General features: G+C 40.1%; 18 protein-coding genes and 1 pseudogene. 12 read left to right on the top strand and 7 right to left on the bottom strand.

All coding sequences use genetic code 11. The features are described from left to right. The 5 genes and pseudogenes from ABJH90_RS04605 to ABJH90_RS04585 form a co-directional block, all read right to left on the bottom strand. Nucleotides 1–2,233: pseudogene (locus tag ABJH90_RS04605) on the bottom strand (hypothetical protein); the annotation flags it as partial. Nucleotides 2,234–2,504: 271 nt separating this feature from the next. Further along, nucleotides 2,505–3,653, bottom strand: coding sequence for a gliding motility-associated C-terminal domain-containing protein (locus ABJH90_RS04600; protein WP_348136988.1), 1,149 nt, complete (start codon nucleotides 3,651–3,653; stop codon nucleotides 2,505–2,507). A 1-nt stretch (nucleotide 3,654) separates the two neighbouring features. Next, nucleotides 3,655–6,858, bottom strand: a complete 3,204-nt coding sequence (locus ABJH90_RS04595; RefSeq protein WP_348136986.1) for a hypothetical protein — start codon at nucleotides 6,856–6,858, stop codon at nucleotides 3,655–3,657. A gap of 478 nt (nucleotides 6,859–7,336) precedes the next feature. Continuing rightward, nucleotides 7,337–8,485, bottom strand: a complete 1,149-nt coding sequence (locus ABJH90_RS04590; RefSeq protein ID WP_348136984.1) for a gliding motility-associated C-terminal domain-containing protein — start codon at nucleotides 8,483–8,485, stop codon at nucleotides 7,337–7,339. Then, nucleotides 8,482–12,249 carry a hypothetical protein gene (locus tag ABJH90_RS04585; RefSeq protein WP_348136982.1) on the bottom strand — a complete coding sequence of 1,256 codons (3,768 nt, stop codon included), beginning with the start codon at nucleotides 12,247–12,249 and terminating at the stop codon, nucleotides 8,482–8,484. Before ABJH90_RS04585 ends, ABJH90_RS04590 begins: the two co-directional genes overlap by 4 nt. A 379-nt stretch (nucleotides 12,250–12,628) precedes the next feature. Here ABJH90_RS04585 and ABJH90_RS04580 point away from each other — a divergent pair, with 379 nt between their 5' ends. The 6 genes from ABJH90_RS04580 to ABJH90_RS04555 all read left to right on the top strand — a co-directional run bounded on the left by ABJH90_RS04580 (nucleotide 12,629) and on the right by ABJH90_RS04555 (nucleotide 18,016). After that, nucleotides 12,629–13,381 carry a carboxypeptidase-like regulatory domain-containing protein gene (locus tag ABJH90_RS04580; RefSeq protein WP_348136980.1) on the top strand — a complete coding sequence of 251 codons (753 nt, stop codon included), beginning with the start codon at nucleotides 12,629–12,631 and terminating at the stop codon, nucleotides 13,379–13,381. Continuing rightward, entirely contained in the window at nucleotides 13,368–14,147 is a 780-nt protein-coding gene (locus ABJH90_RS04575; protein ID WP_348136978.1) for a carboxypeptidase-like regulatory domain-containing protein, read from the top strand. Before ABJH90_RS04580 ends, ABJH90_RS04575 begins: the two co-directional genes overlap by 14 nt. 36 nt (nucleotides 14,148–14,183) lie before the next feature. After that, nucleotides 14,184–14,705 carry a DUF6702 family protein gene (locus ABJH90_RS04570; RefSeq protein WP_348136976.1) on the top strand — a complete coding sequence of 174 codons (522 nt, stop codon included), beginning with the start codon at nucleotides 14,184–14,186 and terminating at the stop codon, nucleotides 14,703–14,705. A gap of 63 nt (nucleotides 14,706–14,768) precedes the next feature. Next, nucleotides 14,769–17,078, top strand: a complete 2,310-nt coding sequence (locus ABJH90_RS04565; protein WP_348136974.1) for a M1 family metallopeptidase — start codon at nucleotides 14,769–14,771, stop codon at nucleotides 17,076–17,078. 87 nt (nucleotides 17,079–17,165) lie between these two features. Beyond that, nucleotides 17,166–17,447, top strand: a complete 282-nt coding sequence (locus tag ABJH90_RS04560; protein ID WP_348136972.1) for a twin-arginine translocase TatA/TatE family subunit — start codon at nucleotides 17,166–17,168, stop codon at nucleotides 17,445–17,447. A gap of 8 nt (nucleotides 17,448–17,455) precedes the next feature. Further along, complete coding sequence (locus tag ABJH90_RS04555; protein ID WP_348136970.1) at nucleotides 17,456–18,016, top strand: phosphatase PAP2 family protein; 561 nt, start codon at nucleotides 17,456–17,458, stop codon at nucleotides 18,014–18,016. Here ABJH90_RS04555 and ABJH90_RS04550 read toward each other — a convergent pair. Further along, on the bottom strand, nucleotides 17,994–18,635 hold the full coding sequence (locus ABJH90_RS04550) for an O-methyltransferase (protein ID WP_348136968.1): 642 nt from the start codon (nucleotides 18,633–18,635) through the stop codon (nucleotides 17,994–17,996). The genes ABJH90_RS04555 and ABJH90_RS04550 overlap by 23 nt on opposite strands. 58 nt (nucleotides 18,636–18,693) lie before the next feature. Between ABJH90_RS04550 and ABJH90_RS04545 the strand changes: the two genes are divergently transcribed. From ABJH90_RS04545 to ABJH90_RS04530, 4 genes are all read left to right on the top strand, one after another. Next, the gene (locus ABJH90_RS04545; protein WP_348136966.1) at nucleotides 18,694–19,152 is read left to right on the top strand and encodes a GNAT family N-acetyltransferase; all 459 of its coding nucleotides are present in this window, start codon (nucleotides 18,694–18,696) and stop codon (nucleotides 19,150–19,152) included. A 65-nt stretch (nucleotides 19,153–19,217) separates the two neighbouring features. Next, complete coding sequence (gene kynU, locus ABJH90_RS04540; RefSeq protein ID WP_348136964.1) at nucleotides 19,218–20,498, top strand: kynureninase; 1,281 nt, start codon at nucleotides 19,218–19,220, stop codon at nucleotides 20,496–20,498. Nucleotides 20,499–20,565: 67 nt separating this feature from the next. Next, nucleotides 20,566–20,970 carry a VOC family protein gene (locus ABJH90_RS04535; RefSeq protein ID WP_348136962.1) on the top strand — a complete coding sequence of 135 codons (405 nt, stop codon included), beginning with the start codon at nucleotides 20,566–20,568 and terminating at the stop codon, nucleotides 20,968–20,970. A 34-nt stretch (nucleotides 20,971–21,004) separates the two neighbouring features. After that, a complete protein-coding gene (locus ABJH90_RS04530; protein ID WP_348136960.1) occupies nucleotides 21,005–22,156 on the top strand; it encodes an MFS transporter in 1,152 nt (383 codons plus the stop codon). A gap of 14 nt (nucleotides 22,157–22,170) precedes the next feature. Here ABJH90_RS04530 and ABJH90_RS04525 read toward each other — a convergent pair whose 3' ends face one another. Next, nucleotides 22,171–22,845 (bottom strand): hypothetical protein, encoded by a 675-nt coding sequence (locus ABJH90_RS04525; protein ID WP_348136958.1) that lies wholly within the window; start codon nucleotides 22,843–22,845, stop codon nucleotides 22,171–22,173. A gap of 119 nt (nucleotides 22,846–22,964) precedes the next feature. Between ABJH90_RS04525 and ABJH90_RS04520 the strand changes: the two genes are divergently transcribed. Then, nucleotides 22,965–23,513 carry an ATP-dependent Clp protease proteolytic subunit gene (locus tag ABJH90_RS04520; protein ID WP_348136956.1) on the top strand — a complete coding sequence of 183 codons (549 nt, stop codon included), beginning with the start codon at nucleotides 22,965–22,967 and terminating at the stop codon, nucleotides 23,511–23,513. A gap of 315 nt (nucleotides 23,514–23,828) precedes the next feature. Then, entirely contained in the window at nucleotides 23,829–25,178 is a 1,350-nt protein-coding gene (locus ABJH90_RS04515; RefSeq protein WP_348136954.1) for an NAD(P)/FAD-dependent oxidoreductase, read from the top strand. Nucleotides 25,179–25,181: the final 3 nt, after the last annotated feature.

The following is a 25,181-nucleotide window of genomic DNA, read 5'->3' as shown; positions in this document are numbered from 1 at the left end:
CTGTTAATCCTATGGGTCCTTGCGGTCCAACTGCTCCGTCAGCACCATCTGTTCCGTTTGTTCCTGGTATTCCTTGAGGTCCCTGAGGTCCGATTGCACCATCTGCTCCATCAGCACCTGCTGGTCCTGTTAACCCTATGGGTCCTTGCGGTCCAACTGCACCATCCGCACCATCTGTTCCTGTTAATCCTATGGGTCCCTGAGGTCCGACTGCACCGTCAGCGCCGTTAGCACCGTCAGCTCCTGCTGGTCCTGTTAAACCTATGGGTCCTTGCGGTCCGACTGCTCCGTCAGCACCATCTGTTCCGTTTGTTCCCGGTATTCCTTGTGGTCCAACTGCACCGTCAGCTCCTGCTGGTCCTGTGAGTCCTATTGGTCCCTGAGGTCCGACTGCTCCGTCAGCGCCATCTGCACCTGCCGGTCCTGTCAATCCTATGGGTCCCTGTGGCCCGACTGCTCCGTCAGCACCATTTGTTCCGTTTGTTCCTGGTATTCCTTGTGGTCCAACTGCACCGTCAGCTCCTGCCGGTCCTGTAAGTCCTATGGGTCCTTGAGGTCCAATTGCGCCATCAGCACCGTCAGCTCCTGCTGGTCCTGTGAGTCCTATGGGTCCCTGAGGTCCGATTGCACCATCCGCACCATCTGTTCCTGTTAATCCTATGGGTCCTTGCGGTCCAACTGCTCCGTCAGCACCATCTGTTCCGTTTGTTCCTGGTATTCCTTGAGGTCCCTGAGGTCCGATTGCACCATCTGCTCCATCAGCACCATCTGTTCCGTTTGTTCCCGGTATTCCTTGCGGTCCAACTGCGCCGTCAGCACCTGCTGGTCCTGTGAGTCCTATTGGTCCCTGAGGTCCGACTGCGCCATCAGCACCGTCAGCACCATCTGTTCCTGTTAATCCTATGGGTCCCTGAGGTCCGACTGCACCGTCAGCGCCATCTGCACCTGCCGGTCCTGTTAAACCTATGGGTCCTTGCGGTCCGATTGCACCATCTGCTCCATCAGCACCATCTGTTCCGTTTGTTCCAGGTAACCCCTGTGGCCCTTGTGCACCATCAGCGCCGTCTGTTCCGTTTGTTCCAGGTAATCCCTGAGGTCCTTGAGCGCCATCAGCGCCGTCTGTTCCGTTTGTTCCTGGTATACCTTGAGGTCCTTGCGGCCCGACTGCACCATCTGCACCGTCAGCTCCTGCTGGTCCTGTGAGTCCTATGGGTCCCAGTGGCCCGACTGCACCGTCTGCACCGTCAACACCATCTGTTCCATTTGTTCCCGGTATTCCTTGCGGCCCGACTGCACCATCCGCACCATCTGTTCCTGTTAATCCTATGGTTCCTTGCGGTCCAACTGCTCCATCAGCTCCCGCTGGTCCAACTGCACCGTCAACACCGTCAGCTCCTACTGGTCCTGTGAGTCCTATGGGTCCTTGTGGCCCGACTGCTCCGTCAGCACCATCTGTTCCGTTTGTTCCCGGTATTCCTTGTGGTCCTTGAGGCCCAATTGCTCCATCAGCACCCGCTGGTCCAACTGCTCCGTCAGCGCCATTAGCACCGTCAGCTCCCGCTGGTCCTGTTAATCCTATTGGTCCTTGAGGTCCGATTGCACCATCTGCTCCATCAGCACCATCTGTTCCGTTTGTTCCTGGTATTCCTTGCGGTCCAACTGCGCCATCCGCACCGTCTGCACCGTCTAATCCGTTTGTTCCCGGTATTCCTTGCGGTCCAACTGCACCGTCAGCTCCCGCTGGTCCTGTTAAACCTATGGGTCCCTGAGGTCCGACTGCTCCGTCAGCACCATCTGTTCCGTTTGTTCCTGGTATTCCTTGCGGTCCAACTGCTCCATCAGCACCTGCTGGTCCGACTGGCCCTGTTAGATCTGAAGAAGTAAAAGATGTTCCATCTGAATAATTTATAGTAAAAGTTCCATTTCCATTATCAACAAAAGTAAAAGTACCTGGAGTTGAACCGGATCCGTTACAGAGGTCATTCCATTGTGTACCATTGTACAAGAAGACGCATTGGTTATCTATATTGTATACCAGGGCACCTCGCAATGGCGTAATGCTTTGCATTTGAAGAGTAGTAAGTCGGGTAAGAACAAAAGCCTTATTGCTGCTTTCCAGCTCAAGTATGGAAGCTGCATCTATGCTATTGGGATTTTCACCTATTTTTACCTGTGCTGTTGCCAATGTTGAAGACGCAACTAACAGTGCAAAAAGCAATTTTTTTAGGTTCATTTTATTAAGATTTGGGCCAAAATCAATAATTCAATGTAAAAATAGCCCTAAGATGAGGACCTGGATAGAAAATGTTGTGTAGTTCTATAAATGTGTGGTGAAAATAGTAAGCGCCGTTTATAAGCGGAGAATATGGCCCTTTATCGACTTTCTAAAGATTTCAGAATTATCGACCCAATTACAAAAAACCCGATAAGATACTATTGGATATTACGGGGTATCCGGAAATATGAATTGCTTAACATAATTTATTTTCCTTAATGCCTGCAAATCAATCAAAAGCCAGATAAAAGTATCCCTGATACTTAAGGTTAAGATCCTTTAAATCAATAAGATAGAAGTAAACTCCCTCGGGTAAGTGATTATTGTTTTGGTTAATATTTCGATTTGGAATTCCTTGAAATTCATTTTGGTAATTGGTTTTTTCATAAACTAAATGACCAGACCTATTGAATACCTTAAATTCATTATTTGGCGATTGCCCCATAATTTTTAAACTAAAAAAATCATTTATTCCATCCCCATTTGGTGTTAAGGCATAGTTGCCAGGTTCGTTGGCTTTTGTATTAAACAAAAATCCCAAAGTAAAGATTTCATAATCATTGGCGTTAAAAATATTGGAAGTGACAGTCCCTTCCTCGGTATTCCCTTCATAATTAGCATTTCCCAAATTATCCCATTGTTCATTTTTCTTGCTCCAGCCTGCAACTGTGACACTTTCTATGCCGTCAACAGAAGCTTCCAGGTTAGTACCGGAGTTCCAATTAAGAGATATTTGAATCCTGCCTGTAGTTGTCAAATTCCAGAATTCCTGAGAATTTATACCTCCTAAACTGCTATCCCTATTGCTACTATTAAAACCTTGGGCAAAACTTCTGGGATAATCAGGGTTTTCAAAAAAGTAAGCGCATTTTGCCAGGAAAACATCATCGATAAATTGTATTTGAAGTGGCCTTAAAATATCATCATAACCCACAGGAAAACTAAATATCTTTTGCCCTTCAACGCCCACCTGACCGTCAATCTTTGAAAGATTTGCTACACCTTCATAATCCGCTTTGGCAGAAAACTTTGTATAGATATTTTTATTAGCTCTGGAAGAGATAATATTTCCATATATAATACCAAGTGAGTTATCTATATTGATAGGAAGTTCCAGATACAGATTGTTTTCAGCTGCCAATTCCAGATCATAAAATGTTGGACTAAAAGCTCCTGAAATATAAAGAGACTCTGTGTCCTGATAAAACCCAATTAGCCCTGAATTTCTGTCAAAACTGCCGTCGTTAGTAAAATCTGTATGGAAGCCCACATGACCTTTGGAATGCAGTTGCAAATTTCCATAATTATGCACTCCCACCTGTCCAATAAGGACTTGGCTAATTAGAGCAAGTAGTATGAATAATCGTATTGGAGACATATTATTGGATGTTTATTTGCTGCCAATTGGTACCGTCACTTTGTAGCCAAATAGCTTTATTCTTGTTTAAACCATCGTTTTGAGACCCCTTATTACATATATATTTTGTGGTTGTCTTGTTATTCCCTTTGCTGATATTTTTTAACACATAGATTCTCCCAGGACAACTACTGGCTGAAGGAAGACTAATATTGAGGTTTTGTTCTTTCATAACTAAGGTATAATCATTTTCATCTAAGGTTGTACTTGTGGTAGTAGTCCTTATTGGTGCCGCAATTGCCCCGCCAACATGTAATGTGGATGTAGGGGAGGGAGTCCTTATACCAATATTTCCATTAGTAAAAGCCAGGTTTTGATTATTTATGTTGTAAGTTCTGTTTTCTTCTTCCTGCCTAATATCAATGGAACCTAAGGTTGTATTATCATCCAGATCAACTCCGGGAGGACCTTGTGGTCCTTCAGGACCATCAGCACCTGTAAGTCCGGTTAATCCTATAGGCCCTTGCGGACCAGTTTCACCGGTATCACCTGTGTCTCCTTTATCACCCTTAGGTCCTTGTATGCCATCTGCCCCTGCTGGTCCGGTTAACCCTGTAGGTCCTTGTGGACCCATTGCACCGTCTACTCCGTTGGCGCCTGCTGGTCCCTGCGGACCGATATCACCTGTATCTCCTTTTACACCAATAGCGCCTTTAGCAGCCGTAGCTCCGGCCGGACCGGTTAATCCAATTGGACCTTGAGGACCAGTTTCTCCGGTATCACCTTTATCTCCTTTTTCACCTTTAGGACCTATTTCTCCGGGATCTCCTTTATCACCCTTAGGTCCTTGTTCCCCATTAACGCCATCTACACCATCCGCCCCTGTAAGTCCGGTTATTCCTATAGGTCCTTGTTCTCCTTGTTCTCCTTGAAGTCCTTGTGAACCGGTTTCACCGGTATCACCTTTATCACCCTGTATTCCTTGTGGTCCTTCAGGACCATCCGTACCTGTAATTCCGGTTAATCCTATAGGTCCTTGTGGACCAGTTTCACCGGTATCTCCTTTAGGACCTTGTTCACCTGCGGTACCATCAGCTCCTGCGGGACCCGTTTCACCGGTATCGCCTTTAGGACCTTGTTCACCATTAATTCCATCAGCTCCTGCGGGTCCTTGCGAACCAGTTTCACCTTGGACACCCTGTTCGCCTGTTTCACCTGTATCTCCTTTAGGTCCTTGTTCACCATTAATTCCATCAACTCCTGCGGGTCCTTGCGAACCAGTTTCACCTTGTATCCCCTGTTCGCCCTGGTCACCTTTTATACCTTGTGGGCCTGTATCTCCTATAGGTCCTTGAGCACCGTCGGCTCCTTGTGGACCAATTTCACCAGTATCACCTTTAGATCCCTGCGGACCAGTTTCACCTGTATCGCCTTTTGGTCCTTGTTCACCATTAATACCATCAGCTCCGTCAGCACCTGCTGGTCCTGTGAGCCCTATCGGTCCTTGCGATCCTGTTTCACCTTGGATACCCTGTTCGCCCTGGTCACCTTTTATACCTTGTGGACCAGTTTCACCTGTATCTCCTTTAGGTCCTTGTTCACCATTAATTCCATCAGCTCCGTCAGCGCCATCCACTCCTGCGGGACCTTGTGGTCCGGTTTCTCCAGCTAAGCCTTGTGGTCCTTCAGGACCATCAGCACCTACGAGGCCGGTTATTCCTATAGGTCCTTGTTCTCCTTGTTCGCCCTTTTCTCCTTGAAGTCCTTGTGGCCCCGTTTCACCTATTTCTCCTTTTTCACCATTTTCACCCTGAATTCCTTGTGGTCCCATATCCCCTGTTTCACCTGTAGGACCTTGTTCACCGTTAACGCCATCTACACCATCGGCACCTGCGGTACCATCAGCTCCTGCGGGACCAGTTTCACCGGTATCGCCTTTAGGACCTTGTTCACCATTAATTCCATCAGCTCCTGCGACTCCTATTGGACCTTGTGGTCCGATTTCACCTTGTATCCCCTGTTCGCCTGTTTCACCTGTATCTCCTTTAGGTCCTTGTCCACCATCGATTCCGTCGGTTCCTGCTGGTCCTGTGAATCCAATTGGTCCTTGTTGACCAGTAGCCCCGGTTTCTCCAGCTGAACCTTGCGGTCCTGCATCCCCAGTATCTCCTTTTTCACCTTGGATACCCTGTTCGCCCTGATCACCTTTTATACCTTGCGGACCTGTATCTCCTATGGGTCCTGTTGCTCCATCTGTACCATCCGCACCTGTAAGTCCAGTTTCGCCGGTATCACCTTTATCACCCTGTATTCCTTGTTCGCCCTTTTCTCCTTTAAGTCCTTGTGGCCCCGTTTCACCTTTTGGTCCTTGTGGTCCAACTGCGCCATCAACTCCATCAGCACCTGCGAGGCCGGTTATTCCTATAGGTCCTTGTTCTCCTTGTTCGCCCTTTTCTCCTTGAAGTCCTTGCGGACCAGTTTCACCGGTATCACCTTTATCACCCTGTATTCCTTGTGGTCCTTCAGGACCATCAGCACCTGCGAGGCCGGTTAATCCTATAGGTCCTTGCGGACCAGTTTCACCGGTATCACCAGGCTCTCCTTTCTCTCCTTTAGGTCCTTGTTCACCATTCGAACCTTTAGCTGCACTAGCCCCTGCGGGTCCTATAGGCCCAATGAGTCCCTGTGGCCCGGTATCTCCTTTGTCGCCCTTTATTCCTTGCGGTCCTTGTGGTCCCGTTTCACCAGTATCTCCTATATCTCCCTTTTCACCTTTGGGTCCCTGAGCTCCGTCAGCACCATTATTTCCATTAGTACCTGCGGGTCCTGTTAATTGCTCCTGGTCTGTCTCTCCTCTTTCGCCGATATTCTGACCATAAGTAAATGAAGATCCATCAGAATCTATAATGGTGAAAGTACCATTTCCATTATCTGTAAAAGAAATATTTGAATCATTAGAATTACCGCATAGGCTGCGCCAGGCTTTTCCATCATATTGATATACGCATGAAGTATCTGTATTATAAACCAATGCCCCGGCTAAGGGTTTGATCTTTTGCATCAGAGAAGTATTGACACGGGAAAGTACCAATGCTTTATTCCTGCTTTCCAATTCTAAGAGTGAAGCCCCATCAATCTCGTCAGGATTGTCACCTACTTTTAATTGTGCAAAACCTACATTAACCAGTAAGAACAGAAAAATAAAGGATAAGATATTTAATTTCATAGGGGTAAAATTTTCGGGCCATTTAAATGACTAAAGCTTGACTGATAACCTAGCGAGATTATAGTATTTGAAAATCATTGCAGGAACCCCAAAATATTTTAAAGGATAATTAGTCTGTCCATTCCGTTTATAATCAAATTCTATATCAGAATAGTGAAATACAAGACTAAAATCTTTACCAAATGTTGTTTGATAGGGTAACATTTAACTGCATTTAAAAAGTTTTCAAACTGATCTTAATATTGCATGGTTATGCTAATAAATATCTGGTTAAGCTACTTGAAGTAGCCAGAAAGGCGAAATTAAGGTTGTAAAAATGTAGGAAAATAGTGTAAACCACAGTAATTATGTGGTGACAAAAAAGTAAGTGAATACATAATTAGCAATTCAATTATGTATTTGTGCCGATGATTTTTAACACTTTATCGGTAAAATGAGGTTAATTTTGTTATTTGGACTTGAAGATAGTTTCCGAAATTTATTCACGATCTAAATATAAAAACCCCTGATAATTAAAACCCAAATCATCAAGAGAGATTACATAGAAATAAACACCTTCAGGCAGGCCTTGTTCCCGGTTAATTACCAGATTATCTATATTTGAAATACCTCCAAATTGATTCGTGTAATTGGTCATTTCAAAGACCTTCAAACCATTTCGGTCATAAATCTGAATGCTATTGTTAGGACTTAATTCCATTTCTTCAATTACCAAAACATCATTTATGCCGTCTCCGTTAGGGGAAACAAAATAGTTGTCCAGAGTTAAAATATCCTCTGGTTCGGCCAGACTTCCAAAGGTGATCACCTCAAAGTCATCCGGGACAAAGGTTTCAGAACTTATAAATCCGTTTGTAAGATCGCCGCCAATTGCAGCATTCCCGAGCGGAAGCCATCTGCCGGCCTGTTTATTCCACCCCATAATGGTAACCTCATTAATTTCGGTAGCCAGAGAGGCCATGTCGCTTCTACTGTTCCAGCTAAGTGAGATGGTAGAAGGCACATTGCCTTCCATACGCCAAAATTCCCGGTTACTTATCGCATTGATTGTTCTTGGTTTAAGGGCCGTATCGAAACCAGGAAAAGTTGAAGGATTATTGGGATCTTCATAAAAATATGCACATCTGGCAAAGGCATTTGGACTGTCTGAATTAAGGATCAAAGGCCTTAATTGTTGTGAATCTCCTACCGGAAATGTAAAACTTTGTTGATCAGTGATGGTAGTGTAGCCATCAATTTTAGAACCATCCCCAGAGCCCACGTAAAAGGCATCCCGGATAAAATTGTAATAAATATCTACCGAATTTCTAGGTGTTATAAAGTCGCCCACTACAAAGTTGGTATTATTGGTTACATTGATAGAAGTATTGAGTTGCACCCCCAGGTCATTTGCAATTTCGGTATCAAAAAAGATAGGCGCAAAAGCCCCGGTAACGGAGATCAGGGAACTGCCGTAAAAACCGGCGAGTCCCAGATTTTCATCAAAAGAGGCATTGTTGATAAGGTTCGTATGAAAACCCAGCTGCCCCTCCTCGTGTATACGTATGTTCCCACTGTTGTACAGGGCGGTTTGTGCTTGTCCGGCAAACATTATTATAAATACAACTATGTACTGTAGAGCTTTCAATTATTTTCTTTAATCAAATTCTTAATAGCCGCCAATTCCTTTTTAAGGGTATCAAGCTCTTTTATTATGGATTGGTTTTTTGTTTCCAGTTCATTGATTTTCTTCTCCTGATTTATGGTATGCAGGAACAATTCTTCAATTTTTTCGAGGTTTTGCAGATTGGACTCACTTAAATTCCAAAACCCATCTTTTTGAACTTCTTTGGCTGATTTTATACCGGGAAGGTGATGGTTTTTCTTTACAAAAGCCTCAATTTCTTCAAGGCTCGAGAAATTATAACTTTCTTTTATATCAGAGGATTCTAGAAAGTATTTTTGAAAGACATAGTCCGGTATAACCGCATTTCCATTTAGTAATATATCTGCGCCAACACTTAGGCCACCGGTTGTAATTATAGTTTGGGTACCAAAATCTGGATTTATTTTTGTGCCATCAATAGCAGCAGCATCGTCAATATCTGCATTTAATATGGTTCCATTAAGAATTTCAGTTGTTGTCACTGCATCATCGGCAATTTCAGATGATCCTACAGCATCAATTCTAATTTCCGAGGCATCCACTGAGTCAGGTTGTAAGTCTGACGCGGTTATTGAATTATCAACAATTGCTCCACCAGCTCCTCCGGAAATTGCACCAACAGCGATTTTAACCGCGGTTATACCTCCATCAGCTACATCCAGAACATTTCCGGGTGTACCGTCTCCTGTGATAGTAATCCCAGTACTAACTGCTCCGGCAGGCGGATCAACCCAATCTGTTTCAACTCCTGTAGAACTTAAAATCTGTCCGGGGGTACCTGCGTCACCATCCCCGTCAATGAATACATCATTTAATTGCAGGCTACCCGCAACATGCAATGTAGCACTGGGTGCCGGGGTTCCAATACCAATATCTCCATTTAAAAAGGCCAAATCCTGATTGACTAAATTATAGATTCTGTTTCCACCTGTTTGGATGAGATTTGTATTCGCCAGGTTATTTCCACCAGTTGCTACCGATAAATCATAGTCATCTCCAGTTTGGACCAGGGTAACGGATCCATCCGTAGAAGTTATTGCCTGAATTTCGTTGTTGGGATTTGCATCGGCATCATCGACATTTAGTGCCGCGAGTTCGGCATCTGTAGCCAGGCCACTAAGGTCTGCGATTGCCGGGTTTCCATCTTCAATAGCAATAGTGAGGTTAGTTCCAGTTAGAGTGGCTGAGGTGAGATTCTGATCATCTGTACTTCCGCCAGCTACCGATAAATCATAGTCATCCCCAGTTTGTATCAGGGTAACGGATCCATCTGTAGAGGTAATCGTCTGAATTTCATTGGTATCATCTGTATCACCGTCCGCAGCATCTGAAACAGCTATAGACGCCGTAACTTCTGTTTCAAGCGCAAAAGCTGCAAGGTTGACATTTTCTCCCGTGCCGTCTTCAATACCGATTGTTAGTAATTCACCTGCGAGTCCTGATCCTTGAATGTTCTGATCATCTGACCCTCCGGGAACGGATAAATCAAACCCTATTCCCGCAGGTGTAATAGCCACTGAACCGTCACCAGAAACTAAATTTTGAATTTCATTGGTATCATCTGTATCACCATCTGCAGCTTCGGAAGCAGCAATAGCTACAGCAAGCTCTGTTTCCAAGGCAAAAGGCGCGAGGCTGACATCTTGTGAAGTACCGTTTTCTATTCCAATAGTCAAAGTTTCCACGGCAAGTCCTGAACCCTGAATATTTTGGTTGTCAGACCCCGCTGGAACAGACAAGTCAAAACCTGTTCCTGCAGGCGTAATCGCCACTGAGCCGTCACCAGAAACTAAATTTTGAATTTCATTGGTATCATCAGTATCGCCATCTGCAGCATCGGAAGCAGCAATAGCTGCAGCAAGCTCTGTTTCTAAGGCAAAAGACGCAAGGCTGACATCTTGTGAAGTACCATTTTCAATACCGATAGTCAAAGTTTCTACGGCAAGTCCTGAACCCTGAATATTTTGATCATCTGAGCCAGCGGCAACCGACAAATCGAAGTCAATTCCTGCAGGCGTAATTACTACTGAGCCGTCACCAGAGGTGATGTTTTGAATCTCATTCACCGGATCCGCGTCTGCGTCATCAATGATACCTGTTAGATCTACATTATTTCCAACCGTCGCAGGATTGGTCAACGATAAGATATTTCCTGCCAGCTGCAAATCTTGTAGCTCGTCAATAGGGTTTCCTCCACCGGCAACTACAACAGCATCTAGTTCATCTTTCAATTGCACAACAGCACCTTGGACATTTGGAGAAGTTATTGAAAGATAAGCCGTAAAAGGAACTTCAGCTGCTACCTGATCGTCAGTGCCAGCGGCTGTTGCCAATGCAGTCAGATCTACCGTTTGTGTATTCCCATCTTCTAATGTAATGGTCAGTACATTAGTAAGATCATCAAACGCAAAGTTGGTAATGGTTTGATCATCGGTATTATCCAAAAACAGATTTAAATCCACGGTGCCTCCATCTTCAAGTGTTAATATGTTTCCTCCTGTCAATGTTAATTGTTGATCATCTGTGCCCGCACCGGTTGCCAAAGCAGTCAGGTCTACTGTCTGCGTATTGCCATCTTCTAAGGTAATGGTCAGCACATTGGTTAGATCGTCAAAAACAAAATTGGTAATGTTCTGGTCATCGGTATTATCTAAAAACGGATTCAGATCTACTGTTCCTCCGTCTTCGAGGGTTAGAATGTTTCCACCTGTCAATGTGAGTTGTTGATTGTCTGTCCCCGTCCCACTCAATCCGGAAAGATCAACGGAAGCGGATGTTCCATCTTCAATATCTATCTGTAGGATATTGGCCGGACTTAAGGTCGCAGCAGTTAAGTTTTGGTTATCAGTCCCGGTTCCGCTCAAAGGGGTAAGATCTACAGTGGCTGATGCTCCATTTTCAATATCTATTTGTAAAATATTTGCCCCGCTTAAGGTGGCTCCGGTTAAATCCTGTTCATCCGTCCCTGCGTTGTTAAAAACTCCCAAGTCTACCGTATTTGCTCCTGAAATTGTAAGGTTATTTCCGGCAAGAGCAAGATTCTGTATTTCATTCGTAGCATCCGTATCCCCATCCGCAGCTATAGCTGCCGTATTTGCTGCAATGTCATTTTGTAATGGGGTATCGTCATAAAACGCACCGGTATTGTCGGTAATGGAATTATTTGGATCTGGACTTACAATTTCTGCTCCCGTAATAAAACCTGCATCATTGTTAAAATCATTCAGGGTCACCTGGTTGTAGTCTATTTCGTCATCCGCAACTGTATTCGTTTGCAATTCTTCACTCCCAACAGAATCCGGAGCCAGTTTATCTGACGTAATAGAATTATTCTGAATGTCATTGCCACTGATGCTGAAATCCGTAATGTTTGCGCCAGTTATTTCGCCAACCTCAAAATTGCGATTATCACCGGTTTCGGTAATCACAATGGTGGGGGTAGGATTTACAATGGGGTCTGCCGTGAATGTCAGCCCAAAGGTTTCACACATATTCAGCCAGGAGGCGCCATCATAAAAGTATAAGCATTGTTCATCTGTATTATACACTATTGCACCCTGGGATGGAACTATGCTGTTCATTTGCGAGGTGTTGATCCTGGTAACGACGAATACCCTGTTTGAACTTTCCAATTCCAAAACAGAGGAAGCGTCAATATTTTGCGGATTATCACCAATTTTAATCTGGCCTGAAAGAACGTTGCAAACAGAAAAACTTACCAGGGCAATCAGGAATTTCATTTTCATTTTGGTATGTTTTAGGTTACCTGAAATCATATGTTTTAGTCATTTAATCATGATTTTGAAGACAATAAAATGGTTAAGAAACATTAGATATAAATCTCATTATTATTCTCGTACATCGGGGACTAACAAAAATAGAATTATATCGACATTAAGCTAACTTTATACTCCAAAATACTTGATTATGGGGTAAAAGGATATGTTGTATAGTTAAACATCCCAATTTATCTGATTTGACTGCATTTATTGTGCATGACAGGCTTAGGTTTTTAGGCTACACCTTCAGAAATTAACAAAAGTTTTATGATGCCAAATTTTTTTATGACAAGAACATACATTTTCTTTATAAATTAGAGCATTCTTTAAATAAGCACAGTTATCTATGAAGTTTAAATTACTTTTTATTTTATCACTATTTTGTATGGCCATAGGTGCTTCGCAGGGGGATGAACGAGTTATTCTACGAGGTAAGGTTCTTTACAGAAATGTAAACGTTCCCAATGAAAATGTAATTAATAGTACTTCTCAAAGGGCAACAATTACAAATGATAATGGTGAATTTGCTATCAGGGTAAAATTAAATGATGAAATAGTTTTTACTTCCATAAACTATCAGATCGAAGTTGTAAAAATAACCCAACAAATATTGGATAATAACCGGCTGGTGGTCGAGGTTAACGAGAAGGTTACTGAATTGGACGAAGTTGTGGTAAGTCCGGAGAATCAAAAGAAATTTCTTGAACTACAAAATGAGGATTTTAAAAAGTTTGAATACGAGACCGACCAGACTACAGAAATTGTAAATATTTCAGAGGACAAAATAACACGGGGTATAATGAAAGATGGAATTAATTTTGTCAACATATTTAAGGCCCTTGTGAATACCCAAAAGGACGAACCAAGTGAGGATAGTAAACCGTTAAAAGTTAGCGAAGTATTGCGTTTGGTTTATGACGATGAATTTTTTGTATTAGATCTGAACATACCTCAGGATCAGATAGACGCCTTTTTAATCTATTGTGATGAAAAAATACCCCCTCGCTCCCTACTGCAAAAAGACAATGAATTTGAACTCATTGATTTTCTGGTAAGCCAAAGTAATATATTTTTAAAACAGATGAATGCCGAGGAATAAGAAATTTTTCCTGATTTTTTTTCTGGTTGTTATAAATGCTTCTGCACAATCTATTTTTTCCAAATTAGAAGGAAAAGTTACCAACGTAAATAAGGGTATTGCAGATGTTCATGTTATGAATACCTCAGCCAATAGAGCTACTATTACAGATGCAGAGGGGCTGTTTTCAATTTCTGCTAAACTTAATGACACCATCTTGTTTTCTGCAGTTCAGTATAAACGCATGACCCTGGTAGTATCAAGAGCTATGTTGGAAAGTAGATCTATAATAGTGCCCATGGAAGAGTTTATTAATGAATTGGATGAAGTGGTCGTCCGGCCCTATAATCTATCAGGAGACCTCAGCAGGGATATGAATAGTTTAAATAGTGAAAAAGTTTACGTAGCATCTACATTAGGACTGCCAAATGCTTATGTAAAGCCAATCACCCAGGCAGAACGCAAGCTTAATGAAGCAACCACCGGAGGTGGATTAGTACCTTTGAACCCTATTATTAATGCAATTTCCGGCAGGACAAAATACCTTAAAAAAGTTCTGGCTTCGCAAGAAAAATATGCACGGACAAATAGAGTGAGAGACTATTATGCCGATTCTTTGTTCGTAAAGTATCTAAAAATTCCTGAGAGCAAAATAGAGGACTTCATGTATTTTTGTGAAGTGGATATTGCTTTCAGTGCTGTGGTAGACAGTCACGACAAACTTAAAATCTGGGAATACCTTAAATTGCGAAGCAATGCCTATTTAAAGGAGGCTGATGAAGAGTAATTTTTACCCATGGCACGAATCTTGCAAAATTAAAATATGAAACTACTTAAAACACTTCTTTTGCGATATAGTGTCATATTGATCCTAATGCCTCTTTTTGCATTTTCACTAATGCATAAGTTTTACGTGAGTGTGACCAATATTCAATATTCAGAGGAGGATAACTCTCTTCAAATTACCAGCCGCATATTTATTGATGATCTGGAAAATGTGCTTGAAGAACGCTATGGTGTTGAAATGAATCTGGCTACTGAGGAGGAATCTGAAGAGGCAAACTATTATGTTGAAAAGTATATGCGATCTAAATTGGTTTTAAGCGCAGATGGGAAAGACAGGGCTTTTGTGTTTTTGGGAAAGAAATACGATAACGACTTAATTATTTGTTATTTGGAAATTGAGGACATTGATCTACCTAACCATAAGACCATTGAAATTGAAAATGATATACTTACAGATATGTTTGAAGAACAACAGAATATAGTCCATTTAAGAATAAATGGTAAAAAGAAAAGTTTTGTATTGGTAAAGGGAAATAATAAAGGAATGTTAAACTTGTAACATTTTGAACTGCAATTAGTTAAAAAATTCTAAATTCGCCATTTCTAATAAGAATTCAACTACATGAACAAACTAAGTTGTTCCCTCACATTTGTATTGTGTCTGACTGTTACTTTGGGTTTTGCACAGCAGGAAATTAAAAAAGAAAGAGAACCTGGTCATTCTAATCAAAGTAAATTTAAACAGCTCTACGAGGAATTTGCAACTCCAAATACATACAGGTCTGCTTCCGGAACTCCGGGTCCTGATTATTATCAGCAGCAGGCAGATTATAAGATAGATCTTGAATTAGATGATAAGAATGCCAAAATTTATGGAGAAGAGACCATTACTTATTTCAATAATTCACCTGATAATTTAGAATATCTATGGCTTCAATTAGATCAGAATGTAAGGGCTAAAGATTCAAAGTCTCCGCTGAGAAATGAAAGTGAACTATCCATTGCTTACAGTTCGGAAAAATTTGTAGAGAAACTAATGCAAAAACCTTTTGAGGGAGGTTTTAATATAGAATTTATCAAAGATGCCAATGGTGAAAACTTACCATATACCATAAATCAGACTATGATGAGAATTGATCTTCCACAGCTACTTAAAAGTGGAAGCCAGGTTTCATTTTCAATAAAGTGGTGGTACAATATACCCGATCATACCTTAGACCGGGCCAGATCTGGTTACGAGTACTTTGCCAAAGACGGGAACAGGTCCTATGTGATAGCCCAATTTTTTCCGAGAATGGCTGTTTATAGCGATGTAGAGGGATGGCAGAATTATCAGTTTTGGGGTAGGGGAGAGTTTGCCCTTCCTTTTGGGGATTATGAGGTAAATATCACTGTGCCGGCAGATCATATCTTAGATGCTACCGGGGAATTAACTAACAGGAAGGAAGTATTTTCAAGGGTAATGATGCAGCGATATGAGAAGGCCAAAAAGTCTTATGACAAGCCTCTTTTGATTGTAACCCAACAGGAGGCGGAGAATTCTGAAAAAGGATTTTCTGAAGATAAAAAGACCTGGAAATTTAAGGCTCAGAATGTAAGGGATTTTGGATTTGCCACTTCCAGAAAATTTATTTGGGACATGCAAGCCGTTAAAATTGGGAATAAAGATGTAATGGCTGTTTCCTTATATCCGAAGGAAGGTAATCCGCTTTGGGAAGAATTATCTACCAGGGCTGTGGCAAGTACTTTAAAATCATATTCAGCACATACTTTTGATTATCCGTACCATAAAGCGATTTCTGTACATGCCAAAAATCAGGGAATGGAATACCCCATGATTTGTTGGAACTACGGTAGGCCGGAGGAAGATGGAAGTTATTCAGACCGTGTCAAATTCGGGATGATAAGCGTTATTATTCATGAGGTCGGACATAATTTTTTTCCCATGATCGTTAATTCTGATGAGCGCCAGTGGGGATGGATGGACGAAGGCCTTGATACCTTTATGCAGTACATGGCTGAACAGGAATTTGGTGAGGAATTTCCGGAAGTTATCGCGCCAAATAAAGCATACCCATCCAGAAGGGGGGCTCCTTCAAAGATAGTGCCTTATATGAGTGGCGATCAATCTACATTATCTCCTATTATGTCTAATCCGGAAAATGTATTTCAATTGGGGCCGAACGCCTATGGCAAACCTGCTACGGCGCTCAATATTCTTCGTGAAACCATAATGGGCAAAGAATTATTTGATCATGCCTTCAAGACCTATGCACAAAGATGGAAATTTAAACATCCCACGCCCGAGGATTTCTTTAGGACCATGGAGGATGCTTCGGCAGTAGATCTTGACTGGTACTGGAGAAGCTGGTTTTACACAACAGATTATGTGGATATTGGAGTAAAAGGAGTTAAAAAATACTACGTAAGCGATAAGCCAACAAAAAAAATGAAGGATTATATGACTTCAAGAGGGTTAACTGAAGCGAGTTTTCCTCCATTGGTATACCTTGTGGACGAAGAGAGTGAGGATTTTGAAGAAGGCCTTAAGGGTAGGGCACCTTTAGAAACTTCACAAACCTTGAAGGAATATATGATGGATAATATGACTGCCCAGGAACGTTCTCAGGTTCAAGAACCAAAGTATTTTTATGAGGTTGTTTTTAATAAACCCGGAGGAATACCAATGCCAATAATAGTTGAATACACATATGCAGATGGTTCCAAAGAAAATGTCACTTATCCACCGCAAATATGGAGAAAAAATGATCAGGAATTTAAACGAGTTATTTCTTCTGAAAAAGAACTTGTTGGAATTGTAGTAGATCCCAAAGCTGAGACTGCAGATATTGATGCAAGTAACAACTCCTGGCCTAAAAAGGAGCAGAGAACTGAATTTGAACAGTTTAAACAAAATATAAAAGGAAAGTAATAATTCTTCCTAAAAAAAGTTTATAGTCCTGATGTAGTACATCGGGACTTTTTTTATTTGGCACCTAAACTTCATTATATTTGTAATATGCTTGCGACTATAGTTTTATTTATAAGTGGAGCCGAAATATTCTTTATCATGTTTATCGTGGTAATGGTATTTGGGGCTGATAAAATTCCGGGAATTGCCAAAGGACTGGGCAAGGGGATGAGACAATTAAGAGATGCCACTGATGATATTAAGAAGGAAATACAAAAAAGCGCCGAAAAACAAGGAATTGATACCAGCTTTACAGACGACATAAAAAGTGAAATTGACAAAGTAAAGAAGAATGTTGACGATGTTACCGGTACAATTAAGCGTAAATAAGTGGGGCTATGCTCAAAGAGCTTCTGGAATGGGATAGGAGTACATTCTTATATTTAAATAATCTGGGAACAGAAGATTTCGATTTATTTTGGGTTGTAGCTACCAATATTTATTCCTGGATTCCCCTTTACATCTTACTTTTTGCACTTATTTTTCTGAAATACCCAAAAAAAGAAGCAATTTTCATTACATGTACAATAGTCATGTTACTAATTTGCATTTTAGGTCTTACTGATATAACCAAAACCTATTTTGAACGGCTCAGACCTAATAATGACGAAGAAATAAATTCTATCATCAGAATTTTATATAATGCACCGGGGTATAGTTTCTTTTCAGGCCATGCTTCTTCGTCCTTCTCTTTAACCACTATATCTTTTTTATTTCTAAGGAAAAAGGTTTCAATTATTTGGCTACTTTTTATTTGGCCTTTTTTATTTGCCTATAGCAGAATATACGTAGGGGTCCATTATCCTTTAGATCTTATAATTGGTGCAATAATGGGTATTCTTTTAGGCTTTCTGTTTTACCAGTTTTATCGTAGGTTTATAGAACCCTACATAGTGTAAGTCCATCTCTAATAGACAAGACAACCGTTTCCACTCTTGGATCGTTTTTTAGTTTTTTATTGTAAGCCAGAAGATTCCGGGTTACCATATCTTTTTTATCCAGCTGTTCAACTACTTTGCCGGACCAGAGGACATTGTCGGTTAAAATAATACTTCCCGGTCTTGTCTTTTCAATAACAGCTTCGAAATAGGCATCATACATCTTCTTTTCGGCGTCAATAAAGACCAGATCAAAAACCTGGTCCAATTCAGGAATAATTTTTAATGCATCACCTGTATGTTGTATTATTTTATCCCCAAATTCACTTCGGTCAAAAAATTCACGCTGCATCTCCGAAAGTTCCTCATTTATGTCAATAGTGTGTAATAACCCTTCATTTGTCAACCCTTCTGCCAGGCATATTGCTGAATATCCCGTATATGTGCCAATTTCCAAAATTCTGTTGGGTTGAATCAACTTAGAAAGCATGCTAAGAACCCTACCCTGATAATGCCCTGTAATCATTCGGGGTTGAATTACTTTAAGATGCGTTTCTCTCGTGAGTTCTTGAAGTAGCGCCGGCTCATCTTCAGAATGGTTCTGAATATAATTTTCTAAAGCATCGGATAAAAAATGCATGGTTTATTTTTTTGTAAATATATAGTACTTTAGAGTTTGTTCAAATAGCAAAAAAACTATGGATAATATTACGGTCAGAAAGGCCAAAATAGAAGATCTTGAAACCCTATTGAATTTTGAGCAGGGTATTATAAAGGTAGAAAGACCTTATGACCCTACTATGGCTAAAGACCCTATTACCTATTATGATTTAAAAGAATTGATTTTGTCAGATAAAGCAGAAGTTGTAGTCGCAACGTATAATTCAGAATTGATAGCCTCGGGTTATGTTCAAATTCGAAACGCAAAACCATATTTAAATCATGAGTTATATGCATATTTAGGCTTTATGTACACCCATCCTGATTTTAGGGGAAAAGGCATTAATAAAAAAGTGGTTGATACATTGGTAAAATGGTCAAAATCTAAAAATATACAAGAGGTTAGATTAACGGTTTATGAAGAGAATATAGGTGCTATAAAAGCCTATGAAAAGGTAGGTTTTAAAAAGCATTTGATTGAAATGCGCATAGAATAAATTGTGTAGAAAGACATAAATTAAAATATCCATACTGATGTTGTATTTTTGATTAAAAATTAGCCATGCCATTTCAAAATACATTATCCTACGCTAAGAAATTGGATAGCAATGATCCTCTTAAAAAATTCAGGGATAAGTTTTACTTTCCGCAATTAAATGGCAAAAATGTAATTTATTTTACGGGGAATTCTTTGGGCCTTCAACCTAAAAATTCACAGGAGTTTGTAGATGAGGTAATGGAAGATTGGAAGAATTTAGCTGTAGAAGGTCACTTTCATGCAAAGAAACCATGGTGGGACTACCACGAAAGATTAGCAAAACCATTAGCTAAGATAGTTGGGGCTAAACCTGAAGAGGTGTCTGTTATGAATACCCTTACGGTAAATTTGCATCTATTAATGGTTTCTTTTTACAGGCCTGTGAAAAAACGCTATAAAATAATATGTGAAGAGAAAGCCTTTCCATCAGATCAGTATATGCTTCAAAGTCAGGTGCGTTTTCACGGTTTGGATCCAAATGATGCTATTGTTGAAGTATGTAAGCGTCCGGGTGAACATCACTGGAATACCGAAGATATTGTTGAAAAAATTAATGAAATAGGAGATGAGTTGGCACTGGTACTGCTCGGGGGCGTAAATTATTACAATGGCCAGGTCTTTGATATGAAGACCATAACCAGTGCCGGTAAATCCGTTGGTGCTAATGTGGGATGGGACCTTGCTCATGCCGCTGGGAATATAGAATTAAAACTACATGATTGGGGTTGTGATTTTGCTGCATGGTGTAGTTATAAATATATGAACAGCGGACCGGGAAATGCCTCGGGAGTCTTTATTCACAAAAGGCATTTGGATCAGGATAAAATTATAAGATTTGAGGGTTGGTGGGGTACCAAAAAGGAGACGCGTTTTTTAATGAAACAAGAATTTGAACCTATTGATACGGCAGATGCATGGCAATTGAGTAACCCGCCTGTATTGACACTGGCACCCTATCTCGCTTCTTTAACCCTCTTTGAAGAAGCGGGAATGAAGTCTTTGATAGAAAAACGTAAAAAAATAGTATCGTATCTTGAATTTATCCTCCAGGAGATTGATAGTGAAGTGGATAGTAGTTTTGAAATTATTACACCTGATGAAAGAGGATGCCAGTTATCCGTATTGATCCACGGTGAGGGTAGGTCTTTATTTGATTATTTGATGGAAAATGGGGTGATTACAGATTGGCGGGAACCTAATGTCATACGACTTGCACCGGCACCATTTTATTGCAGTTTTGAAGATATGTATAACTTCGGACAAATTTTAAAAGCAGGGATACTTAGTAATATTAGCAAAGCGTAGTCAATATTTATGGAAATCCTTATAGGATCTATTATAGAAATCATTACTAATTGTTTAGCCTAACGCAATGAAATTAGAGCATGTAGCCATATGGACAAAAAAACTGGAATCCCTTAAGAGTTTCTATGTCACTTATTTTGGTGGAATTGCCAACACCAAATATTTTAACGAAACAAAAGGGTTTCAGAGTTACTTTCTCACTTTTGACTCCGGGGCAAGATTAGAACTTATGTATATGCCTGATATACCAGAAAATAGAAATGATACTCTCAGGAAACAGCATCTGGGAATAATTCATTTGGCCTTTGGTGTAGACAGTATGTCTGAAGTTGATAAAAAGGCTGCAGAGTTGAAAAAAGATGGTTTTAAAGTCATTAGTGGCCCAAGAAAAACCGGTGATGGATATTATGAATTTGAGGCGCTGGATCCGGATAATAATCGTTTAGAAGTAACAACATTGTTTATCAAATGATTGTATATTTTTGGCCTTTATTAAAAGGCAATTTATGAGATCTCTTAGACTAATCCTTTCAAATCCGAGATATTTTGGACCAGCCTGGGTTTTTGCCAGCTTAAATATTTTATTTGGTACCTGGGCCATTTATATTCCGGCCATTAAAGAGGATCTTGGAATTAGCAAAGCTACACTTGGGATTGCGATCTTCTTCCTTTCCCTTGGTGTTTTTACGATTTTCCCCTTAGCTTCTAAGATCATTAATAAAATTGGTGTGGGCAGGGCAACCTCAATTGGTATAATCCTTAGCTGCATAGCGGCTTTATTCCCTTTAATGACACCGGGCTTTATTAGCCTTACCGCGGCACTATTTTTCTTTGGAGCCACCAATGGATTTACAGATATTTCTATGAATACTCTGGTTACTGAAATTGAAAAGGAGGATAAACAAAATTTTATGTCAGCTGCCCATGGATTTTTTAGCCTCGGGGGAGTATTGGCGGGTTTGGGTAGTTTTTTAATTCCCGTTTTAGACAATAGAGGGTTACATATGTTTTTAGCGGTCTTGCTGGTTCTCTCGGTAAACTTTATTTTTTTTAAACAGTATCAAAAGGTCGTAGCTGCTCCAATTGAAAAGGAGGCTTTTAGCTTTAAAAATTTTAAACCTCTAATGTTAATTGGAGGTGTGTCATTTGTGGTTATGGGTAGCGAAGGAGCTATTGTAGATTGGAGTGGCTTATTTTTAAAAGAAGTTAGCCTGGCACCTGAAACTATATGGGGAGCCGGATTTTTAGGATTCCAGGCATTAATGACTCTTGGCCGCTTTTTAGGAGATTCAATTAGTGCCAGAATAGGATCAGTAAAAATAGTCGCTCTGGGGTCTATCATAGCTATAATTGGGTATCTTCTTGTCCTTACTACGGATATGTATTTGGCCATTCTTGGATTTGCTCTTACAGGCCTTGGGTTTTCAGTTATTGTCCCTGAGCTATTCAGAATAGGAGGTAATGTAAAGGGGGTAGAATCTTCTCAGGGAATTGCTTTTATAGCTGGTACAGGATATTCAGGCTTTCTTGTAGGGCCCGTTATTTTAGGTTTTATTGCAGAACAATTCTCGCTAAGTTCGAGTTTTATTACTTTAATGGTCTGCTCTGTAGCAGTTTTAGCGGCAACTTTCCTTCTGAAAAGAAAGAGCACCAAATAAGCTTTTTTTGTAATCTAATTAACTTTGATGTTTGTGAAATACAATTTAAAATTCCCTTCGGCTTTTTTATGTGTTTTTGCCAATATCAGGCCATTAAAGTCTGAATATTCTTCCCAGGTAGTTGCAAGTGAGGCCTCTGCCTGATTTCCTTTGCGAAATACCCATTCTTTTATTAAGTAATCATCCCCAAAATAAAAATCATAAGCATCCCCTGGGGTATAACCACCATCACCGGTATAAACAATGGTCAGTTTTTGCATTGATGTTTTACCTATTGGTGCTTCTGCAGCTTCTGTAACTTCATAACTGAAACTATCTTTATCCCAGACCAGGTTAAATGGTGCTAAAAACCAATATTTGTCATTGATAAAACCTGCATCAACTTTCGCTAAAGTGCTGTCTATCGCATTACGATAATATGTGGTCGATTCTCCAGCTGATATTCTTGTCACTTCATTTTTCTTAATATTCCATATCCAATCCCTTTCAAAATGAGTTGTATCCCGGTCTACATTAAAAGTAAATTTTAGTATTTCTACATTTTTCCATTCCTTCAGACCATGTGCATAGGCTATTTTTTCCGGAACGGTTTGTTCAATTTTTTCTGAATTTGCTTCTTTTTTTTGTTCGGTTTTACAGCTAAAAATGAGTACCAAAGAAAGTATAGCAAGCACGTACGGAATTTTCATAATAATGTTTTTTCAAATATAACTGCTTTTCAATTCTTAATTGATATTAATCCATGACTTTATTGGGGTATGAAATCCCAATAAAATGATTAATTTTGGTTTTTAACAAAAAGTAAAAAATGAGTAAAAAAAAGGGAAAAGTACAAGAAGCCATTGATGAAAGATTATTAGAAGAAAGAAAAGTATTTCTTTGGGGGATGGTTGATGATGATTCTGCCAAACATATTATTGATCGTTTATTATATCTTGATATGCAGAACAATAAGGAAATACAATTAATTATAAATAGTCCTGGTGGTTATGTAACCTCGGGATTTGCGATTTACGATACAATAAAATCACTTAAGAGCCCGGTCTCAACCGTTTGTAGCGGTTTAGCAGCTTCAATGGGTTCCATTCTCCTCTCTGTTGGTAAGAAAGGCCGTCGTTTTATTCAGCCTCATGCCCGGGTGATGATCCATCAACCAAGTGGAGGAGCAAGAGGTCAGGCATCGAATATTGAAATTCAGGCCAAAGAAATAATAAAGACAAAAGAGATTGGGGCCAAAATATTAGCTAAAAACTGCGGACAGACCTATGAAAAAATCTTGAAAGACTTTAACCGTGATTATTGGATGGATGCCGAAGAATCGATAGCATATGGAATAGTAGATGGCATTTTAAAATAGCATATATATACTTTAATAGAAAAAGACCTTCGTATAATAATATGAAGGTCTTTATAAATATATATGGACGCCTTGGCGGAAAATTCCCTATTCTTTATATATACGAATATTCCATCCAATCAGATCTCAAAGTGACCTAAAATATTAAAAGATAATTGAAAATTTGGCGCAGGCTAGAGGGTTTTATTTCCTAAAAGAATAAAAAGCTGGTACTGTATCTATTTTGATTTGCTAAGGCTTTAGGGCAGGATATTTGTATGGAAACATAATTTTGTACATTTACTTCCAATCTTAGCTATTCTCCTGGCTTATATTATGAATCAAACTCCAAAAGACATCGCTGTAGTGGGATCCGGATTAATAGGATCTTTATTGGCGATCTATCTAAAAAGATTAGGGCATGAGGTTACTGTGTTTGATCGACGTCCTGATATTAGGACGATTGAATTTTCAGGACGTTCTATAAATCTTGCACTTAGCGATAGAGGTTGGAAAACACTGAAAAAGGTCGGAATTGAGAAAGAGGTAAAGCAGATAGCAATACCTCTTTTTAAACGGGCAATGCATGTAAATAGTAATCCAATTTATTATCAGAATTACGGAAAAGAAGGGGAAGCAATCTGGTCTATCTCCAGAGGGTTGTTGAATAGAAAGATGATTGACCTTGCGGAAAATTCCGGCGTCAATTTCAGATTTAATGAAAGAGTATGGGATATTGATTTGCCGGATGCTAAATTGTATACAGGAGAAACAGAAAAAGGTGAATGGAAAGCTTATAATTATGATCTAGTGTTTGGTTGTGATGGTGCATTTTCAAGAATTCGTCATAAAATGCAGCGCAGAAGCCGATTTGATTATTCACAGGATTTTATTGATATCGGATATAAAGAACTGACAATTCCGGCTAATGATGATGGGACGCATAAACTCGACAAAAATTCTTTTCATATCTGGCCCCGCGGTAATTTTATGTTTATTGCTATGCCTAATCTCGATGGCAGCTTTACCTCTACATTGTTTTTACCATTTGAGGGAGAGATATCATTTGAGGGCATAAAAACCAAAACTCAGGCAAAGTCATTTTTCAAAACTTATTTTCCTGATGTATTAAATGAAATGGACAATCTTACTGAAGATTTTTTCAAAAACCCAACCAGTGCAATGGTTACGATGAAATGCTACCCCTGGACTTATTGGGATAAAGTAGCACTTGTTGGGGATTCTGCACATGCCATAGTACCCTTTTACGGTCAGGGAATGAATGCAGGTTTTGAAGATATTTATATATTAAATGGATTAATTTCCAAATATGGCGATGATTGGGAGCGTATTTTTCAGGAGTATCAGAAGAAAAGAAAACCCAATGCAGATGCTATTGCCGAATTGAGCTACAGAAACTTTATTGAAATGAGTTGCAAAACAGCCGATCCACTTTTTTTACTACAAAAGAAAATAGAAAAACATTTTGCTAAAAATAATCCGGACAAATGGATTCCGGTTTATTCCAGGGTTACCTTCTCGGACCAGCCTTATTCAGATGCTCTGGCCATAGGAGATGAGCAGGAAAGAATTATGCAACAGATTATGCAAATACCAAATATTGAGTTAAAATGGGATAGCATGGAAGTAGAAGAGAAGATGTTGGAGTTACTTAATAAAAACTGAACT

Origin of the sequence: Eudoraea sp., from assembly GCF_039969275.1 — a bacterium.
Lineage (GTDB): Bacteria > Bacteroidota > Bacteroidia > Flavobacteriales > Flavobacteriaceae > Eudoraea.
Note: the sequence above shows the minus strand (reverse complement) of the source record. Positions and strands in the feature narration are given on the sequence as shown.

Excerpts from the sequence above, each read along its gene's own strand:
- ABJH90_RS04600 (WP_348136988.1), bottom strand. The coding sequence starts at position 3,653 with ATGTCTCCAATACGATTATTCATACTACTTGCTCTAATTAGCCAAGTC.
- ABJH90_RS04595 (WP_348136986.1), bottom strand. The coding sequence starts at position 6,858 with ATGAAATTAAATATCTTATCCTTTATTTTTCTGTTCTTACTGGTTAAT.
- ABJH90_RS04585 (WP_348136982.1), bottom strand. The coding sequence starts at position 12,249 with ATGAAAATGAAATTCCTGATTGCCCTGGTAAGTTTTTCTGTTTGCAAC.
- ABJH90_RS04580 (WP_348136980.1), top strand. The coding sequence starts at position 12,629 with ATGAAGTTTAAATTACTTTTTATTTTATCACTATTTTGTATGGCCATA.
- ABJH90_RS04575 (WP_348136978.1), top strand. The coding sequence starts at position 13,368 with ATGCCGAGGAATAAGAAATTTTTCCTGATTTTTTTTCTGGTTGTTATA.
- ABJH90_RS04570 (WP_348136976.1), top strand. The coding sequence starts at position 14,184 with ATGAAACTACTTAAAACACTTCTTTTGCGATATAGTGTCATATTGATC.
- ABJH90_RS04565 (WP_348136974.1), top strand. The coding sequence starts at position 14,769 with ATGAACAAACTAAGTTGTTCCCTCACATTTGTATTGTGTCTGACTGTT.
- ABJH90_RS04560 (WP_348136972.1), top strand. The coding sequence starts at position 17,166 with ATGCTTGCGACTATAGTTTTATTTATAAGTGGAGCCGAAATATTCTTT.
- ABJH90_RS04555 (WP_348136970.1), top strand. The coding sequence starts at position 17,456 with ATGCTCAAAGAGCTTCTGGAATGGGATAGGAGTACATTCTTATATTTA.
- ABJH90_RS04550 (WP_348136968.1), bottom strand. The coding sequence starts at position 18,635 with ATGCATTTTTTATCCGATGCTTTAGAAAATTATATTCAGAACCATTCT.
- ABJH90_RS04545 (WP_348136966.1), top strand. The coding sequence starts at position 18,694 with ATGGATAATATTACGGTCAGAAAGGCCAAAATAGAAGATCTTGAAACC.
- kynU (WP_348136964.1), top strand. The coding sequence starts at position 19,218 with ATGCCATTTCAAAATACATTATCCTACGCTAAGAAATTGGATAGCAAT.
- ABJH90_RS04535 (WP_348136962.1), top strand. The coding sequence starts at position 20,566 with ATGAAATTAGAGCATGTAGCCATATGGACAAAAAAACTGGAATCCCTT.
- ABJH90_RS04530 (WP_348136960.1), top strand. The coding sequence starts at position 21,005 with ATGAGATCTCTTAGACTAATCCTTTCAAATCCGAGATATTTTGGACCA.
- ABJH90_RS04525 (WP_348136958.1), bottom strand. The coding sequence starts at position 22,845 with ATGAAAATTCCGTACGTGCTTGCTATACTTTCTTTGGTACTCATTTTT.
- ABJH90_RS04520 (WP_348136956.1), top strand. The coding sequence starts at position 22,965 with ATGAGTAAAAAAAAGGGAAAAGTACAAGAAGCCATTGATGAAAGATTA.
- ABJH90_RS04515 (WP_348136954.1), top strand. The coding sequence starts at position 23,829 with ATGAATCAAACTCCAAAAGACATCGCTGTAGTGGGATCCGGATTAATA.